The 16652-nt window shown below is 67.5% G+C and carries 15 protein-coding genes and 1 pseudogene; 9 read left to right on the top strand and 7 right to left on the bottom strand.

What is annotated here, in order from left to right:
• Positions 1-60 precede the first annotated feature (60 nt).
• From AC6CID_RS12130 to AC6CID_RS12115, 4 genes are all read right to left on the bottom strand, one after another.
• Positions 61-984 carry a PaaI family thioesterase gene (locus AC6CID_RS12130; protein ID WP_019290818.1) on the bottom strand — a complete coding sequence of 308 codons (924 nt, stop codon included), beginning with the start codon at positions 982-984 and terminating at the stop codon, positions 61-63.
• A gap of 149 nt (positions 985-1133) precedes the next feature.
• Positions 1134-1745, bottom strand: coding sequence for a DUF1707 SHOCT-like domain-containing protein (locus AC6CID_RS12125; protein ID WP_498354000.1), 612 nt, complete (start codon positions 1743-1745; stop codon positions 1134-1136).
• 53 nt (positions 1746-1798) lie between these two features.
• Positions 1799-2455 (bottom strand): response regulator, encoded by a 657-nt coding sequence (locus tag AC6CID_RS12120; protein WP_498353999.1) that lies wholly within the window; start codon positions 2453-2455, stop codon positions 1799-1801.
• A complete protein-coding gene (locus AC6CID_RS12115) occupies positions 2452-3654 on the bottom strand; it encodes a sensor histidine kinase (protein WP_033096338.1) in 1203 nt (400 codons plus the stop codon). The genes AC6CID_RS12120 and AC6CID_RS12115 overlap by 4 nt, the downstream gene beginning before the upstream one ends.
• A 116-nt stretch (positions 3655-3770) precedes the next feature.
• On the opposite strand from AC6CID_RS12115, the gene AC6CID_RS12110 reads away from it, so the two are divergent.
• Positions 3771-4304 (top strand): hypothetical protein, encoded by a 534-nt coding sequence (locus AC6CID_RS12110; protein ID WP_498353998.1) that lies wholly within the window; start codon positions 3771-3773, stop codon positions 4302-4304.
• 118 nt (positions 4305-4422) lie between these two features.
• Positions 4423-4881 carry a VOC family protein gene (locus tag AC6CID_RS12105; RefSeq protein ID WP_033096336.1) on the top strand — a complete coding sequence of 153 codons (459 nt, stop codon included), beginning with the start codon at positions 4423-4425 and terminating at the stop codon, positions 4879-4881.
• Positions 4882-4890: 9 nt separating this feature from the next.
• On the opposite strand, the gene AC6CID_RS12100 is transcribed toward AC6CID_RS12105, so the two are convergent.
• Positions 4891-5910 (bottom strand): sigma-70 family RNA polymerase sigma factor, encoded by a 1020-nt coding sequence (locus tag AC6CID_RS12100; protein WP_064060483.1) that lies wholly within the window; start codon positions 5908-5910, stop codon positions 4891-4893.
• Positions 5911-6096: 186 nt separating this feature from the next.
• Between AC6CID_RS12100 and AC6CID_RS12095 the strand changes: the two genes are divergently transcribed.
• The 7 genes and pseudogenes from AC6CID_RS12095 to AC6CID_RS12065 all read left to right on the top strand — a co-directional run bounded on the left by AC6CID_RS12095 (position 6097) and on the right by AC6CID_RS12065 (position 13235).
• A complete protein-coding gene (locus AC6CID_RS12095; RefSeq protein WP_051121662.1) occupies positions 6097-7533 on the top strand; it encodes an ABC1 kinase family protein in 1437 nt (478 codons plus the stop codon).
• Positions 7534-7646: 113 nt separating this feature from the next.
• Positions 7647-8456, top strand: coding sequence for a crotonase/enoyl-CoA hydratase family protein (locus AC6CID_RS12090; protein ID WP_033096334.1), 810 nt, complete (start codon positions 7647-7649; stop codon positions 8454-8456).
• Between the two features lie 40 nt (positions 8457-8496).
• The gene (locus tag AC6CID_RS12085) at positions 8497-9654 is read left to right on the top strand and encodes an acyl-CoA dehydrogenase family protein (protein ID WP_006553733.1); all 1158 of its coding nucleotides are present in this window, start codon (positions 8497-8499) and stop codon (positions 9652-9654) included.
• Between the two features lie 2 nt (positions 9655-9656).
• A pseudogene (locus AC6CID_RS12080) lies at positions 9657-10355 on the top strand (AMP-binding protein); the annotation flags it as partial.
• Between the two features lie 92 nt (positions 10356-10447).
• Complete coding sequence (locus AC6CID_RS12075; protein ID WP_232333390.1) at positions 10448-11056, top strand: TetR/AcrR family transcriptional regulator; 609 nt, start codon at positions 10448-10450, stop codon at positions 11054-11056.
• Positions 11053-12198 (top strand): acyl-CoA dehydrogenase family protein, encoded by a 1146-nt coding sequence (locus AC6CID_RS12070; protein WP_006553729.1) that lies wholly within the window; start codon positions 11053-11055, stop codon positions 12196-12198. Before AC6CID_RS12075 ends, AC6CID_RS12070 begins: the two co-directional genes overlap by 4 nt.
• Positions 12195-13235, top strand: a complete 1041-nt coding sequence (locus tag AC6CID_RS12065; RefSeq protein ID WP_498353997.1) for an acyl-CoA dehydrogenase family protein — start codon at positions 12195-12197, stop codon at positions 13233-13235. Before AC6CID_RS12070 ends, AC6CID_RS12065 begins: the two co-directional genes overlap by 4 nt.
• 113 nt (positions 13236-13348) lie before the next feature.
• Here the strand turns inward: AC6CID_RS12065 and AC6CID_RS12060 are convergent, their stop codons facing one another.
• Together AC6CID_RS12060 and AC6CID_RS12055 are read right to left on the bottom strand one after the other, a co-directional pair.
• Positions 13349-15961, bottom strand: a complete 2613-nt coding sequence (locus AC6CID_RS12060; protein WP_498353996.1) for an AMP-binding protein — start codon at positions 15959-15961, stop codon at positions 13349-13351.
• 221 nt (positions 15962-16182) lie between these two features.
• Positions 16183-16605, bottom strand: a complete 423-nt coding sequence (locus AC6CID_RS12055) for an STAS domain-containing protein (protein WP_052039944.1) — start codon at positions 16603-16605, stop codon at positions 16183-16185.
• Positions 16606-16652: the final 47 nt, after the last annotated feature.

Here is a 16652-nt window from a genome sequence, read left to right as displayed (position 1 = left end):
ATCGTGCGTCCGGACGCTCGAGGCACGGTGCGAGAGAGCTGGGAGATTCCTGCGAATCCGTTACGCGCGGGGGAACAGCTGGACGTTGGCGTGTGCGCGCACGTAGACGGTGCCGTCGGCGGCGCACAGCGTCGTCTCGAAGGACGCGAGTCGCCGTCCGGCCCGCACCGCTTCGGATCGCAGTTCGATGACCGGCCCGGGGACGGCGGGCGAGCGGAGGTAGTCGAGGCCGATCTCCAGCACGCGATAGTCCTGATCGATGCCGGTCAGCGTCTGTGCGGCCAGGCCGGTGACGGCCTCCGCCATCGACACGAGCACACCGCCCTGCACCGAACCGATCACGTTGGCCATCCACTCGCGCGGCGACAGCCGGGCCTGCACGACGCCGCGCTCGGCGGCTGTCACCTCGAGTCCGAGCAGCCCGGCGAGCGGTCCGCGCGGAAGAGTCCCGGTGGAGATGCCCGTGACGATGTCGAGGCCGGGCAGTTCGGCCAGGATCGCCACATCGGACCACGGTTCCGGCTCGTCCCGCTCCGGCACGGCCTCCGACGCCTCGGCGCCGAGTTCCATCGGCGTGCGCCCGACGACGATGGAGCGGCCGACCAGGTGCGCGACGAGAGCACCCTGCTCGTCGCGCACGTCGGTGCCCGACACGGCGGTGGACTCGTCGAAGAACAGGCTGCTGCCGTGACCGACGAGGGCCCCCGAGGCGGGGAAGGGGTGGGCGAGCGTCGCCGTCACGTGCGACAGCACGCTCTGCGGTCGCTCACCGGTCTCCGCGAATCGCGCGATACCGGCGGGTGCGCCCGCGGCGACGTCGGTGAAGACGCCGATGGAGGCGAGCGTGGTCTGCCCGCGGTGGTCGAACAGGTGCGATCCGACGGACTGGGTGACCGAGACCGACGCGTCGTCGGCGACCTCGATGCCGACGCCCATGAAACGACCCGGACGATCGACGGTGAACTGTGCGGTCTCGATTGCCATTCCTTGCTTCTACCAGGAACAGCGCAATAAAGAGCAATCGGGGAGTGGTTCGTCCCGGTCCGCGATCACCGGTCGACCCCGCTCTGCGGTCACCCCTCGGCTCAGCTCCGTGACTGTCGGTCGCTTCAGCTCCGTGACTGTCGGTCGCTTCAGCTCCGTGGCGTCTCCGGACCGCGACGACCCTCGAGTTCCCGGATCCGCTTCGACGCCTCCTCGAGCCGCTTCTTCCGTTCTTCGGCCTCCGACTTCTTGAGCTCTTCGTAGACCTTCTCGTCGTCGTCGCTGTACTTCAGGATCAACCGCGGAACGCTGAGCGTGACGATCAGCGACGGCCACACGATCCACGCGTAGCTCCAGTCGAGAGCGATCTGCAGGACGAGGAAGGTCACGAGCGTGACGCCGATGATGATCCAGTCCAGCGTCTCGACCATGCTGCCCCGTTCGCGGAGCGAGGCCAGTTCGTCCTCCGGGGACTGGGGTGCCGTCGCAGAGGAGCTGTCGTGGCTGACCGCCGGCGCGGAGGAGTCGTGGGTCATCCGGATGTGACCGTCGACCTGTTCGAGGGGAACACCGCCGGGTAGCCCCCGGAAGGAGGGGAGCAACGCCGAAAACGTTCGCGCCGAAGATATCTCTCCGGATCGTTCGTAGAACTCGGCGCTGTCGAGCCGGCCCGCGGCGTAGTGTTCGCCGAGTGCGTTCAACGCGTGCATGCGTTCGGCGTCGCTGAGCAGCAGGTCGTCGTGATCGGAAGTGCCGGTCATTGTTTTTCCCGCGCTTTCGGAGTCGGTTGTCGAATCCTGGTGCATCCCCGATCCTAGAGCTGATGGTCGGGCATGTCCCGGGCGAGGATGGCCGCCTGGATCCGCGATTGCAGCCCGAGTTTGTGGAGCACCCGGGCGACGTGTGTCTTCGCCGTGTTCTCACCGATGCCGAGGCGGGTGGCGATCTGGCGGTTGGACAATCCCTCGCCCAGGCACGCGAAGACCTCCTGTTCGCGTGCGGTGAGGGCGTCGATATCCGGACCGTCCGGAACATACTCCCGCCGAGTCGATTTCGAGACGAACGCGTCGATGACGGTTCGCGTGATCTGCGGTGAGAGCACGGACTCCCCGGAGTGCACCGCCCGGATCGCGTCGAGCATGGCATCCGCGGAGGCGGTCTTGAGGAGGTATCCGGCCGCTCCGGCCCGAAGACTCTCGAAGACGTACTCGTCGATCTCGAAACTCGTCAGCACCAGCACCCGGGCACTCGTCTCCTCGGTGATGGTGCGGGTCGCGGCGATCCCGTCGACGTGCGGCATGCGGATGTCCATGAGGACGACATCCGGGGCGAGGGCGCGCGTCTGCGACACCGCGACGGCACCGTCGGCGGCTTCGCCCACCACCTCGATGTCCTCGCTCGTGTGGAGCAGGAGCCGCAGGCCCGCGCGGATGGCGCTGTGGTCGTCGGCGAGCAACACCCTGATCGTCACGTCGTACTCCTGTTCGCGATCGGCAGTTGCACGTATGTCCTCCATTCGTTCCCGTCGCGACCGGAGCGGGCGTGCCCGCCCACCGCGGCGGCGCGTTCGGCGATGTTGCGCAGGCCGTGCCCGGCGCCGCGGGCCGGTGACGGGTCCGGGGTGTCCGGGTCGCCGATCGGGTTCACCACCTCGATCCCGAGGCGGCCGTCGGCGTCGTCGAAACGAAGGGTCACCGGCCGTCCGGGTGCATGCTTGACCGCGTTCGTCAGGGTCTCCTGGACGATGCGGTAGGCCGTGAGATCGACCTCCGCGTCGAGGTCTGCGGGTGGACGACCGTCGATCCGGACGGAGGTGCCGGCGGCGCGTGCGGAGGCGGTGAGCGGTTCGAGGTCGGCGAGGCGACCCGCGGTGGTGATCTCGTCGGTGTCGTCGCTGCGCAGCAGACGCACCATCGACTGCATCTCCTGCAGGGCGGCCACGCTGCCGGAGCGCACGGACTCGAGCACGGTCAGCGCTCGGTCGGGATCGGAATCGCGGAGGCGGAGCGCGGCCTCGCTCTGGATCGCGATCGACGACAGGTGCCCAGCCACGACATCGTGCAGGTCGCGGGCCAGACGCTGCCGCTCGGTGGTGATGGCGGCGCGACGGTCCAGTTCCGCGACCCGCGAGAGAGCCTCGGCGCGTGCCCGTTCGATCTCGGCGGCGTCCCGATGTGTGCGGACGGATCGGGCCCACCAGATCGGGACGACGATCACGAGCGCGGCGATCGACACGGCCCATACGGCGATGCGCAGTTCTCCGAAGTACACACCGAGCGCGACGGCGCCGACGACGATCGGGACCAACGGGGCGCGTTCGAGGAAGCGGCTGGTGCGCGCCGAGCCGAAGAGCGTTGCGGTGTACAGCAGGTCGCCGTATGCGATCCAGACCGGCAGCGAAGGGCCGACGACGAGGTCGACCAGTACCGGAACCGTGCCCAGCAGGAGTGCGAGAAGCGGTCGCGTGCGGCGCATCGTCATCGGTGCACACACGCACGCGAGCAGAACCAGCCACACCCACAGCGGCTGCGGCGGCCGGTCCTCGACGAGCACACCGAGATCCAGGGCGTACAACAGCGCGCCACCCGCGAAGTACGCGAGGGCGACGAGCAGGGAGTTGTAGCGCGGGTTCACGAATCCCACTCGAATCTCGGATTCACGGTTGTCCACGGCAACGATTCGACCACAACCGGGGGAGGATCAGGGTCGGCGTCACCCGAAGTGATGAGGCATTTGCCGCCCATCGGGCGACGCGCGCGGGGGGATGTGCGCGCGATTCTGAGGTCATGTTCAGCCACATCGCCGCTTTCATCGTCGGGTGCGAGATCGCGTTCTGGGTCGTGCTCGCGGCCGGCCTCGTGTGCCGGTATCTGCTCCGGCTCCGGAGGACGGGCACGGTGCTGCTCGCCCTCATCCCGCTGATCGACGTCGTTCTGCTCGTGGCCGTCGCGGTGGATCTGCACAACGGGGCGGAGGTCGGCTGGGTCCACCGCGCCGCGGGTATCTATCTCGGTGCGAGTGTCGCCTTCGGGCCGAGCGTCGTCCGGTGGGCCGACCGGCGGTTCGCCTATCACCTCGCGGGTGGTCCGAAACCGGAACGCGCTCCGAAGGAGGGCCCGGAGGCCTTCCGCAAGGAATGTGTGGACTTCGGGCGATGGCTGCTCGCGGCCGGGATCAGTGCGGCAGCCGTGCTCGGGCTCGGGTCGACCGTCGCGAACGGCGAACAGGCCTCGGCGCTGTACGGAATCTTCCCCACCCTCGCCACGATCACGGTGATCTGGCTGATCACGGGCCCGGTCTGGGTGCTCGGCAAGCAGTGACGACCACACCGCGCCGAGAAATCTCTGGGTGCGCGATGAGTTCTCACGGGGCGGCCGGTCTGTATCGGTGACACCCGCACCGCGTCCCGCACAGGACGGGCCGACCACAGGAGAAACCATGTCGCGCATGCTGTTCGTCAATCTCGCCGTCGAGAACATCACCGCCACCCGCGCATTCTTCGACACGCTCGGATTCACGTTCGACGAGTCGTTCTGCGACGAGAACGCCGCCTGCCTGAAGATCAACGACCAGACCTACGTGATGCTGCTCGAGAAGCAGATGTTCCGGATGTTCACCAACGACGACATCTGCGACACCACGAAGGCTCGTGAGGTGCTGATGTGCGTGTCGGCCGACAGTCGCGAAGGTGTGGACGCGCTCGTCGACGGCGCGATCGCGGCCGGTGGCAGCGAATGGGTGACGACCGGCGCGCAGAAGGCGCAGGAGGAGATGGGGGACTACGCGTACCAGCGGGCGTTCCGCGACCTCGACAACCACGTCTGGGAGGTCATGTGGATGGACATGGCCGCCGCTCAGCAGGCCGATGCTACGGAAGCTGCGCCTGCCGAGGCGTGACCTTCGACGTCAGCGGGCTGCCGGGTCCTCCGGCAGCCCGAACCTGGCGAACAACCCGGCGGTGTCGTCGGAGAAGAAGACGGTGGCGTGCGCGACCCTACCGTCGACGATGTCGAGCACCTGCAGTTGGAAAGGGTGGTGGCGGTCGTCCTCCCCTCGCATGTACAGCCCGAATGCCGGCTGGCCGTTGGCCACGGTGGGAAGCAGCACCTGGTCGCCGGGGCCCTTCGCGGGGCACTGGTGCTTGATGAGGGTGACGATCGCGTCGGGGCCCTGGTACCAGCCCTCGAAGGGCGGCATCTCCCAGACGGCGTCCTGGGTGAGCATCTCGACGAGCGAATCGATGTCGTACTTCTCGAAGCCGTCGACCCAGCGCTGCAGCAACGCCTTGGTCTCGGCGCTGTCGGGTTCGGCGAGGTCGTCGTCGCGGACCTGGGCGTCTTTCAGCTGCGCACGTGCCCGTTGCAGAAGGCTGTTGACCGCCGCCGTCGACGTGTCGAGCGCGGCTGCGACCTCGGTGGCGCGCCACTGCAGGACCTCGCGGAGCAGCAGGACCGCGCGCTGACGAGCGGAGAGATGCTGCAGGGCCGCGACGAAGGCGAGGCGGACGGAATCGCGGGAGGCAGCGATGGTGGCGGGATCCGACGGATCGTCGGTGGCGTACCCCACGGGGAACGGCTCGAGCCACGGCACCTCGGGGCGGGTGACCAGATCGTCGGTGGGATCGGAGCTGGGCGCGCCGAGCCCGGTGGGCAACGGCCGGCGACTGCGGCCTTCGAGCGCCGTCAGGCACACGTTGGTGGCGATCCGGTGCAGCCACGTGCGCAGTGAGGAGCGGCCGCCGAAGTTCTCGTAACCGCGCCAGGCGCGCAGGTAGGTCTCCTGGACCAGGTCTTCCGCATCGTGCAGCGACCCGCTCATGCGATAACAGTGGGCGAGCAATTCGCGACGGAACGGCTCGGCGAGTTCCATGAAATCGGTCGACGTCGATGTCGAACCGGCAGATTCTTCGAGCAGTTGTTCGGTCATGAGCGCGATACCCCCGGCTGGTCGGACCCGAATCCGCTACCCGTCAGAGAGTAGTCGGGGGCACCGACAGAAGACAGATGATCGCCGGGTCTCGATCGGGGGGCCGGATACAGGTACCGTGCACGAAGTCGCGCCGAGGTGAGCGCGTGGTGGACGGAGTGGGGACAGGTCGTGCACGAGTACACGCTGCGCGAAGGCGTATCCGGAGCGCGGGGTCACAGCAGGCCCGAGCGCAACGGGCCCGTCGGCCCCTTCGCCGACGTCCTTCCACCCGGGGCACTGGACGTCGAGCGGCCTCCGCTCGACCGGTTCGGGCCGGCCGAGCTCGGACGGGCCGTGGTCGTCGCCGCCGTCCTGATCGCCTTCGTGGTGTGGGCGGTGTTGCGGTGGACCGTCCGGCCCCGGCAGCACAGCGTCGTCGAAGCGGCCGCGCACGGCACCGTCGACGCCTTCGAACATCTCGGGCCGACCTTCGTGAAGCTGGGCCAGCTCATCGCGTCGTCACCCGGACTGTTCCCCGCGGCCCTCGCCGACGCGTGCCTGCGCATGCTCGACGACGTGCCGACCTTCCCTTCCGAGCAGGCCCGCGCGGTGATCGAGGAGGATCTCGGACACCGCATCGACGAGATGTTCGAGTCGTTCGACGATGTGCCGCTCGCCGCGGCGTCCGTGGCCCAGGTGCACGGGTGCGTGCTGCGCGACGGCCGACGGGCCGTGGTGAAGGTGCAGCGACCGGGGATCGCGCACCGCATGCTCGTCGATCTGCGCGCCGCCTACATGGGCGCGAAGCTGCTGCAGCTCTTCGAGTTCTTCCGTATCGCGAACACTCCGGGGATCATCCGCGATCTCTACAACGCGACGATGACCGAGCTCAACGCGGCGGTCGAAGCGGATCGTCAGGATCGTTTCCGCCGCAACATCTCCGCGTTCGGCGACAACGTCTACGTCACGGTGCCCGAGGTGTACTGGCAGTGGTGCGGTCCGCGGGTGATCTGCATGGAGCGCCTGCAGGGCAAGCCCGTCGACCGGGTGGTGCCGGGCCAGGACGATCTCGACACCTCCCTGCTCGTGCGCCGCGGAGTGAAGGTGTGGATGGAGGCGGTGCTCTGTCACGGCCCGTTCCACGGCGACGTGCACGCGGGCAATCTCTGGCTACTCGACGACGGACGTGTCGCGCTGCTCGACTTCGGCATCGTCGGCGAACTGCCCGAGAAGTGGCGCGCGCTGCTGCGGGCGTTGTTCCGCGCGGCCCTGCTCGACGGGGACTTCACGGCGGTCGCGCAGAGTGTGCGGGCGCTCGGTGTCGCCGCCGACCTCGACGTCGACGACGCGGCGGTCGGCCGGCAGGTTGCCGAGATCTTCGGTCCGCTGCTCGGTCAGGACGTGGGGGAGTTGCGGCTCAGCGAACTGATCGGTGCGCTCGTCTCGCTCGGCCGCAAGTGGAACACGTCGACGCCCGAGGAACTCGTGTTGTTCGGGAAGCAGCTCGGATATTTCGAGCGCTACGCGACCGCGCTGGCGCCGGGCTGGGTGCTCGGCCGCGATCCCTTCGTCTTCCGGAACATCTTCCCGGACGAGGTAGCCATAAGAATCGCCGAATCGAACGTGAGCCTGCCCGACTGAGCCACGAGCCCGTTCGGTCTTTACAGGATCCGACCGGCCCCGTAATTTGAACGATCGTTCGACCAAATTATGGTGCGAGCCACACACCGGCTACCGGAAGGACCGCGACCGCAATGGCAACTTCGCAGGACGTCGTACTGAGCACGCGCGACGGAAACGTCGTGACCTGGACGATCAACCTTCCGGAGGCGCGCAACCCGATCTCGGGTGACGACGTCATCGATCGCCTCGTCGAGCTCGCCGAGGAGGCAAACCGCGACATCGACACCCGCGTCGTCATTCTCACCGGCGCCGGATCGGCCTTCTCCGCCGGCGGCAACGTCAAGGATATGGACGAACGTCGCGGCATGTTCGGCGGCAGCCCCCACGCCCTGCGCGAGGGCTACCGTTACGGCATCCAGCGCCTGCCCCGCGCCATCTACCACTGCGAGGTCCCGATCATCGCCGCGGTCAACGGACCGGCCGTAGGCGCCGGCTGCGACCTCGCGATGATGTGCGACATGCGGATCGCCTCGTCGAAGGCGTTCTTCGCGGAGAGCTTCGTCAAGCTCGGCATCATCCCCGGCGACGGCGGCGCCTGGCTGCTTCCGCGCGCGGTCGGTGCGGCGCGCGCCGCCGAGATGGCCTTCACCGGCGACCGCGTCGACGCCGCGACGGCATTCGACTGGGGCATGGTCTCGCAGGTCGTCGAACCCGAGCAGCTCCTCGACGCCGCGAATGCGCTCGCCGCCCGCGTCGCCGTCAACCCCCCGAGCGCACTGCGCATGACGAAGAAGTTGCTGCGCGAGGGTCAGCGCGTCGATCTCGACACGCTCCTCGAACTGTCGGCCTCCTTCCAGGCGCTCTCGCACCACACCGAGGACCACCGCGAAGCCCTCTCGGCGTTCCTCGAACGACGCACCGGCGACTTCACCGGCAACTGACCTTCTCCTCTCCTTGCCCCCACACCCCGGAGGACAAGCCATGCAGCGGACGATCTTCACCGAAGAACACGAGCAGTTCCGGAAGATGGTGCGCGACTTCATCGAACGTGAGGTCGCGCCGCATCGCGAGGAATGGGACGAGATGGGTCGCCCGCCCCGCGAATTCTTCCGCCGGCTGGGCGAACTCGGCATCCTGGGGATCCAGGTCCCCGAGGAGTTCGGCGGAGGGGGCGAGTCCGGCTTCAAGTTCAACACGATCGTCTTCGAAGAGGTTGCGCGCGCCGGAGTCTCGTTCGGCTCCTACACCGTGCACGCCTGCCTGATCCTGCCCTACCTGCTCGAGTACGCGACCGAGGAGCAGAAGCAACGCTGGCTGCCCGGCTTCGCCGACGGCTCGATCATGACCGCGATCGCGATGACCGAGCCCGGCACCGGCTCCGACCTCGCCAACATCGCGACCTCGGCGAAGCTGTCCGAGGACGGCAAGCACTACATCATCAACGGCGCGAAGACCTTCATCACCGGCGGCGTCACCGCCGACCTCATCCTCACGGTCTGCCGTACGAGTCCGTTCGATCCTGAGAACCGCCGCGGCGGCCTGTCGATCATCGCGGTGCCCACCGACACCGAGGGCTTCGCGGTAGGCCGCAAGCTCGACAAGATCGGCCTGCACCAGCAGGACACCGCCGAGCTCTCGTACACCGACGTGAAGGTGCCGGTCGAGAACCTCCTCGGTGAGGAAGGCGCGGGCTTCGGCTACCTCACCCACAACCTGCCGCAGGAGCGTCTGAGCATCGCTCTGAACCAGGTCGGCTTCGCCGAGGCCGCCATCGCCCACGCGATCGCATACACCAAGGAACGCAAGGTCTTCGGCAAGCCCGTCGCCTCGTTCCAGAACACCAAGTTCGTGCTCGCCGAGTGCTCGGCCGAGACCCAGGCCGCGCGTGTCTACGTCGACCACTGCCTCGAACTGCTCGACCGCAAGGAACTGACGGTCGCCGATGCGGCCCGCGCGAAGCTGTTCTGCACCGAGGTCTCCGGTCGCGTCATCGACAAGTGCCTGCAACTGCACGGCGGCTACGGCTACATCACCGAGTATCCGATCGCCCGGCTGTACGCCGACACCCGCGTGACCCGGATCTACGGTGGCACCAGCGAGGTCATGAAGACGATCATCTCCAAGGATCTGGGGCTGTAGGCATGTACCCGGGCCGTTACGCCGCCGTCGCCCCGGATCGGCCCGCCGTGCACGAGGCCGCGACCGGCCGGACGCTCACCTATCGGGAGCTCGAGGGCGCGTCCGTCCGGTTCGCACACTGGCTGCGCGCACACGACGTCGGGAAGGGCGACCACATCGCGGTCGTCACCGTCAACGACGCCACTGCGTTCGAACTATACTGGGGGGCAGTTCGTTCGGGCGTCTACGTCACCTTCGTCAACACGCATCTCGCTCCCGTCGAGGCGGCCTACCTCGTCGACGACTGCGACGCGAAGGTGCTCGTCGTCTCGGCGCCGCTCGCCGACCTCGCCGAGGCGATCGTGCCGCTCACCCCGAAGGTGACGCACCGTGTCGCCTTCGGAGGGCAGGTGCCCGGACATCTCGTGTACGAGGAGGAGGTGGCGGGTCTTCCCGTCACCCCGATGCCGGACCAACCCCGCGGCAGCGACATGCTGTACTCCTCCGGCACCACCGGGCGCCCCAAAGGCATCAAGCCCGCTCTCTCCGGTGCTCAGGTCGGTGACGAGCCCGGTCCTCTGCTGCTGAAGCAGGTGCGCCGCTTCGGTTTCGACGAGAACACCGTCTACCTGTCGCCGGCACCGATCTACCACGCCGCGCCCTTGCGGTACGGCGTGTCGACGCAGGCGCTCGGTGGCACGGTCGTGCTCATGGAGCGGTTCGTCGACGAACTGCCGCGCACGCCGACGGGCAAGATGGTCAAGGGCAGGCTCGGCGAGCTGATCGCGCAGTACGCCGATACCGGAGCGTTGTCGTGAGAGTGCTGTCGCCGAAGCAGCGCGTCTTCATCGAGGCGGGCCGGAAGGAGTTCGTGCGCAACGGATACGGCTCGTCGTCGATCCGGACCATCGCGCAGGAGGCAGGCGTGAGCCTGTCCGCCCTGTACTACCACTACAAGAACAAACAGGATCTGCTGCTGGCGATCCTGCTCGACGGCGTCGACACCTACGACGCGGTCTGTGACGCCGAACTCGCCCGCGTCGGCGACGATCCGGTCGAGCAGATCCGCGCGTTCGTCAAGGGGAACGTCATCTTCCGCACGCAGTTCCCCGAGCAGGGACGCATGATCGCGACGGAGGTGCGCAATCTCGAACCCGAGGGTGCGCTGCTGTACGAGGAAGGCCGGCGCGCCGGCCGAAGGCGGATCCGCGACATCATCGATCGTGGTGTCGCACAAGGTGTCTTCACCACGAAGTATCCCGACGACTGCCGCCGATCGATTCTGGCGATGGTCTCGGCTATCGCCAACTGGTACGACCCCGCGGGTCCGGACGGCCCGGACGAGATCGCAGAACGCTACGCGGACCTGTCGCTGGCGCTGTTGTGTCCCACCATCACCGGTGGAGAAGGAGATCAACGATGAGTGCACGACTCGTACCGAGGGCGGGTACCCCCGACCCGGCACTGACGGAACTCCGTGCCGAGGTACGGGCGTTCCTGAAGGAACAGATCGACGCGGGCGTGTTCACCCCAGGCATCGACACCTGGCTGACGCGATGGAACCCCGAGTTCACGCGCGCACTCGCCGCTCGCGGTTGGGTCGGCATGACGATCCCCGTCGAGTACGGCGGACACGGACGAACCTTCATGGAGCGCTTCGTCGTCACCGAGGAGCTGCTCGCGGTGGGCGCGCCGGTCGCCGCCCAGTGGGTCGCCGACCGCCAGGCCGCACCGTCGCTACTGAAGTACGGCACCGAAGAGCAGAAGCAGCGGTTCCTGCCGGGCATCGCGGCCGGTGAGATCTGCTGGGCCATCGGAATGTCCGAGCCCGACTCCGGATCCGACCTCGCGAGCGTCAAGACGAAGGCCACGCAGGTGGACGGTGGGTGGCGGATCTCCGGCACCAAGTTGTGGACGTCCGGGGCCCACCACGCCGACGCCTTCTTCGGCCTCGCGCGGTCCGCCCCGCTCGATCCCGCGCACCGCCACGACGGGCTGAGCCAGTTCATCGTGCTGCTCGACTCCCCGGGCGTGACCATCCGCCCGATCCTGTCGATGTCCGGCGACCACCACTTCAACGAGGTGCTGCTCGACGACGTCTTCGTCCCGGACGACCTGGTGCTCGGACAGATCGGCGCCGGCTGGGAACAGGTGACGAGCGAGCTCGGTTACGAGCGCAGCGGTCCCGAACGTTTCCTGTCGACCTTCGGGGTGCTCGAATCCCTCGTGCACGGTGTGGCCGACGGCAGCGTCGAAGCGGACACCCGCATCGGAGCGACCATCGGGCGCATCGCGGGTCTGCACCGCATGTCCACCGCGGTCTCCGAGTCCCTCGAACGTGGCGAGAACGCCGAACTCGCGGCGTCGGTAGTGAAGGTGCTCGGCACGAAGACCGAAGGGGACCTGGCGGATCTCGCCGACGAGGTCGCGGGATACACCGCGGCCGACGCACATCTGGCCGAGCTCGTCCGGGCAGGAGTCATGCAACGACCGGGCTTCACACTGCGCGGCGGCACGAGCGAGATCCTCCGCGGGGTCATCGCACGAGGATTGGGGATGAGATGAGCGGGCAGGACGCACTGCAGTCGACGGAACTGCGCGACTTCGCACAGATGCTGTCCGAGGTGTTCACCTCGGGCGACGACCACCGCATCGGTGACGTCGTCGAACTCGATCGTGCCCTGTGGAGCACCCTCACCGAGCTCGGCCTCGATCGGCTCACCGGTTCGGAGGACAGTGGTGGAAGCGGCGCGGGATGGCTCGAAGCCGCCCTGCTGCTCGAAGCTGCCGGCAGTGCTGCTGCTGCCGTGCCGGTGGCCGAGAACGATCTGCTCGCGGGTTGGCTCCTCGAGCAGGCAGGCCTCGAGACGGTGCCGGCCGTGCGTACCGCCGCGGTGCTCGACGCCGACGGCCGCGCACGCCACGTGCCGTGGGCCCGGTTCGCGGACTCGATCGTCGTGTTGTGGGAGTCACCGCAGGGATGGCAGGTCGCCGAGGTCGCTCGCGGCGATGTCGAGATCGTCGAGGCCGTGAACCTGGCGGCGGAGCCCCGCGACCACGTGTGCGTCGACCTGTCGGCACTGTCGGGACGTGACGTTCCGGCGGGCACCGCCGACGAGTTCCGCTACCGGGGCGCGCTCGTCCGTGCGCTGGCCACCGCGGGTGCGATGGATCGGGTTCTCGAGCTCGTCGTCGATCACACCACTGCCCGCGTGCAGTTCGGTCGTCCGCTGGCCAAGTTCCAGGCGGTGCAGGCGCTCGTCGCCGACATCGCCACCGAGGCCTCGCTCGTGCACGCCGCCGCGGATGGTGCGGTCGATGCCGTTCTCGCCGGTGGTTTCGATGACGCGTCGACCCGCTTCGCGATCGCGGCGGCCGCGTCGTGTGCCGGACATGCGGCGTCGGTCGTCGCCCGCAACGCGCATCAGGCGCTCGGTGCGATCGGCTTCACGATGGAACACGAGCTGCATCGGCACGCCAACCGGATCCTGTCGTGGCGCAGCGAATTCGGCACGGTCGCGTCGTGGGATTCCGAACTGCTCGCCGCGGCCGGTGAAGCCGGGGACGTGTGGGCGTTGATCACGGGTGGCCCGGCACGCTGACGAGCACGAGACATGTCGGTGCATGCTTCAACGCGGTCTTATCGATGTCGTTCACAGGGGCGAGGACTGCACACCACGCGTCCCGGGATCTTCGAACCAGTAGCAGTGACAGTTCACGCCACCGGGGATCTCCCCGGCATCTCCGCAGCGTGGGACGGGGGCGAACCACTGCTGGTACCGGCCGGATTCGGATCGGATTTCGCCCGCGCAGCACCGACCCGTCGACGCAGAGCAAGGGTGACCGTCACGGCTTGCCAGAAGAGAATGCCGACCAGAATCGACAGGGCGAACGCCAACCAGGGATGGTCCTCTCGCAGCGGCAGATACACCTGGAAGTGCGTCAGGTAGATGTAGAGCGACGCGCTCGCCAGCACCCCTGCGATCCGGCTCAGCACAGGTGGGCAGGGAACGGACTCGAACCACACCAGCAGGCCCAGCCCACCGATGACTAAAAGTTCTCGCTGGAGATCACCCGAGAAGTATCCGGGCACCGTGGCTGCGATCACCGCCGTGACGATCATTCGGTGCCACACGGTCGTCGACGTAGCGGCAGCCCAGCCCAGGGCGAACAACCAGAAGACCATCGACGCGCTCAGAATCAGATTGTTGCCGTCCCCGAGCTCGATCACGCGGTAGCGGGGGAGCAGACCCACACCCACCAAGGCCATCGCGAACCAGAACGAGTGCCTGCGCTCAACACGGTCGATGAGCGGGATGGACAACACCGCGATGACTACGAGCAGGATGTACACGATCGCTTCGATGAACCAGTACCGCCATTCGGGCGTCCACCCGTCGGGGCCGAGAATGCCGTTGAGCAACAACGCACTGGTCACGAGATAGTCCCCGGTCAGTGCGATCACGACGCCGAGCCACACCATGCTGGGTACGGCAATTCGGGCGACGCTGCCCAGGACATGTCGCACCCGTTCGGTACGGGGAGTGGCGAGATGAAAGCGTGCGAAGTTGTATCCGGCGACCCCCAGCAGCACATGCGCGCCGCCGAGAACCCCGAACAACCGGATGTGCGAACCGACGATCAGCACGATCGCAACAGCGCGGAGCAGCACGTTGGTCTCGACCGCCCGCCACCATCGTCGCCGGGGCGTAGGCACGAAATCCTTGATCGCGGTGGTGTGCCAGTTCTGGGGTAGATAGCCGAGCATGCGCTCGAGCCGCAGAGACATCTGCACATAGGACAGCGAGTCGCCGCCCAGGCTCACGAACGAGCTGTCGTCGGTGACCTGCCCACTGTGCAGCACCTCGGCATACAGGGTCCGCAGGGCGGCCGTGTCCACGACGGTGCTCTCTGCCTCGGGTGAATCGGGCGTCGCGTGGTGCACGAGCGCGGCCACTGCCCGAAGGTCGGGTTTGCCCGTGCCGGTCCGCGGAAGCTCGTCGACGAGACACACACGCACGGCCGCGACGGGAAGACCACAGGCCCGTGCGCTCGCGGACCGGATCGCCTCGAGATCGCTCGCACCCTCGACCGCCACGATCATGTCGTCCGTCCCGCCGACACAGCATGCTGTCAGTCCCTGTTCGGCGAGGGTCGACTCGACCTGCTGCAGGTCGATCCGTAGCCCGAAGATCTTGACGAAACGGCTGCGTCGGCCCACCACCTCGTACACGCCGCCGTCGATCTGCCGCGCGAGGTCGCCGGTCCGCAGTTCACCCTCGAGGACGTCCCCGAGACCCAGATCCTCGGGCGTGTGCGCGTAGCCGAGCATCACGTTCGGCCCCGTGTAGATCAGTTCACCGGTGCCGTCCGGAGCGTCCGGTATCGGCTCGAGCCGGAAGGATCCACCGGGAACAGCTCGTCCGATCGACTGCGGATAGTCGGAGGCGAGTTCCGGAGGCAGGTACGCCATCCGTGCGGTCGCCTCCGTCTGCCCGTACATGACGAAGAAATCCCAGCCCCGCTCACGGCCCGACTGCGTATAGGCGCGGACCCGATCCGGTGAGAGTCGACCGCCGGCCTGGGTGATGTAGCGCAGGTCGGGTAGGTCCAGTTCGTCGAATCCGAACCGATCGAGCAGATCGAACGTGTAAGGCACGCCGGCGAAGCTGGTGCCGCGGTGGTCTCGGAACAGCTCCCAGAACGCCGGGTCGGTCACCGAGCGGCTCGTGAGGATCACTGCGGCTCCGCGCAGTAGGTGGCTGTGGATGACAGAGAGCCCGTAGCAGTAATGCATCGGCAGCGTCGTCACTGCCCGGTCGGTACTACGGATGTCGAGGTACTCCGCGATCGACTCTGCATTGGACTGCACGTTGCGATGGGACAGGCGGACGAGTTTCGGGGAGCCCGTCGAGCCGGAGGTGCTCAGCAGCAGCGCCAGGTCGGGGTGCAGTACATGCGCAGAACCGTCACCCCGTTCCTCGATCGTCACGGTCCCGTCGATACTGCGCACCACCACGTCGGGTCGGTATGCGGCGATCAGGCCTTCGAAGGCTGCGGGGTGGTCGCCCGGCGCCAGCAGAACCGGATGTCCGGCGAGTAGGGCTGCAAGGTAGACGACAAGAACATCGATCTCGTTGGCACCTGCGATCAACACCAGTCGGCGGGTGTTGCCCAGCCGGGCAGTTGCCCGATGGACTCGGTCGGCCAGGTCGCTGTAGGTGACGGTTTCCTGCTGGGTGATCAAGGCTGGGGCGTCACCGAAGTCTTCCAGATGGAGGACGAAACGCACGCGAGGATGTTCCTTGCGGAAGAACGGGCTGAGCACCGATAGAGTGTAAGGGCTGCCAAACCTGACAACCGAGGGCTTGAATTGGCCTTTACCACCACCTTATGGGGTTCGCCCCCCACACACATGTCGCCGCGGTCGTGGGTGGATCCGATGCTGCAGTCGTGTCCGACGTGTTGCGACGCGCGCACGTGGCGGGCGCACTGCTACAGCAGTCGGTTGCACGCCGGCCGGACGCCGTCACGCGCCCCTTGCTGTGATCAGGCAGCGGGTGCTGTGCCCGCGTCGCAGGGTGCGGCATCGGCTGTGACGTCGAGGTCGGGAGCGAGGATGTCGAGCAGCATGCGCACCTGGCGTGTGGGTGCGACGACGTGGAAACGGCCGGGCCGGATGTGAACGGCATCGGCGAGCATCGAGGCGACCTCGGAGTACATGAAGGTCACCTCGGACAGATCGACGACGACGTGGTCGCCCGAGTGTGCGAGGTCGCCGAGAGTGGAGGCGAACTCCGCTCGGGCGGTCATGTCGAGATCTCCCTTCGCCCGCAGGACGCTGCAGCGACGGGAGGGCGAGTGGACGTCGAGACGGTAGCGCGGTGCTCGGGCGACCGTCTCTGCACCGACTCGTGAGAGTGCGCCGGTGTGGGTGACGATCCTGCGGGTGGTGCTCGTACGTGTGCTCATTGCGGTCTCCTGTCGGCGTGGATTTCGTGCCGTCCGGTGCGGGCTGG

This window comes from Rhodococcus sp. GQ147, assembly GCF_059759155.1.
The sequence above is the reverse complement of the archived record's forward strand: the minus strand, read 5'-3'. Positions and strand labels throughout refer to the sequence as shown.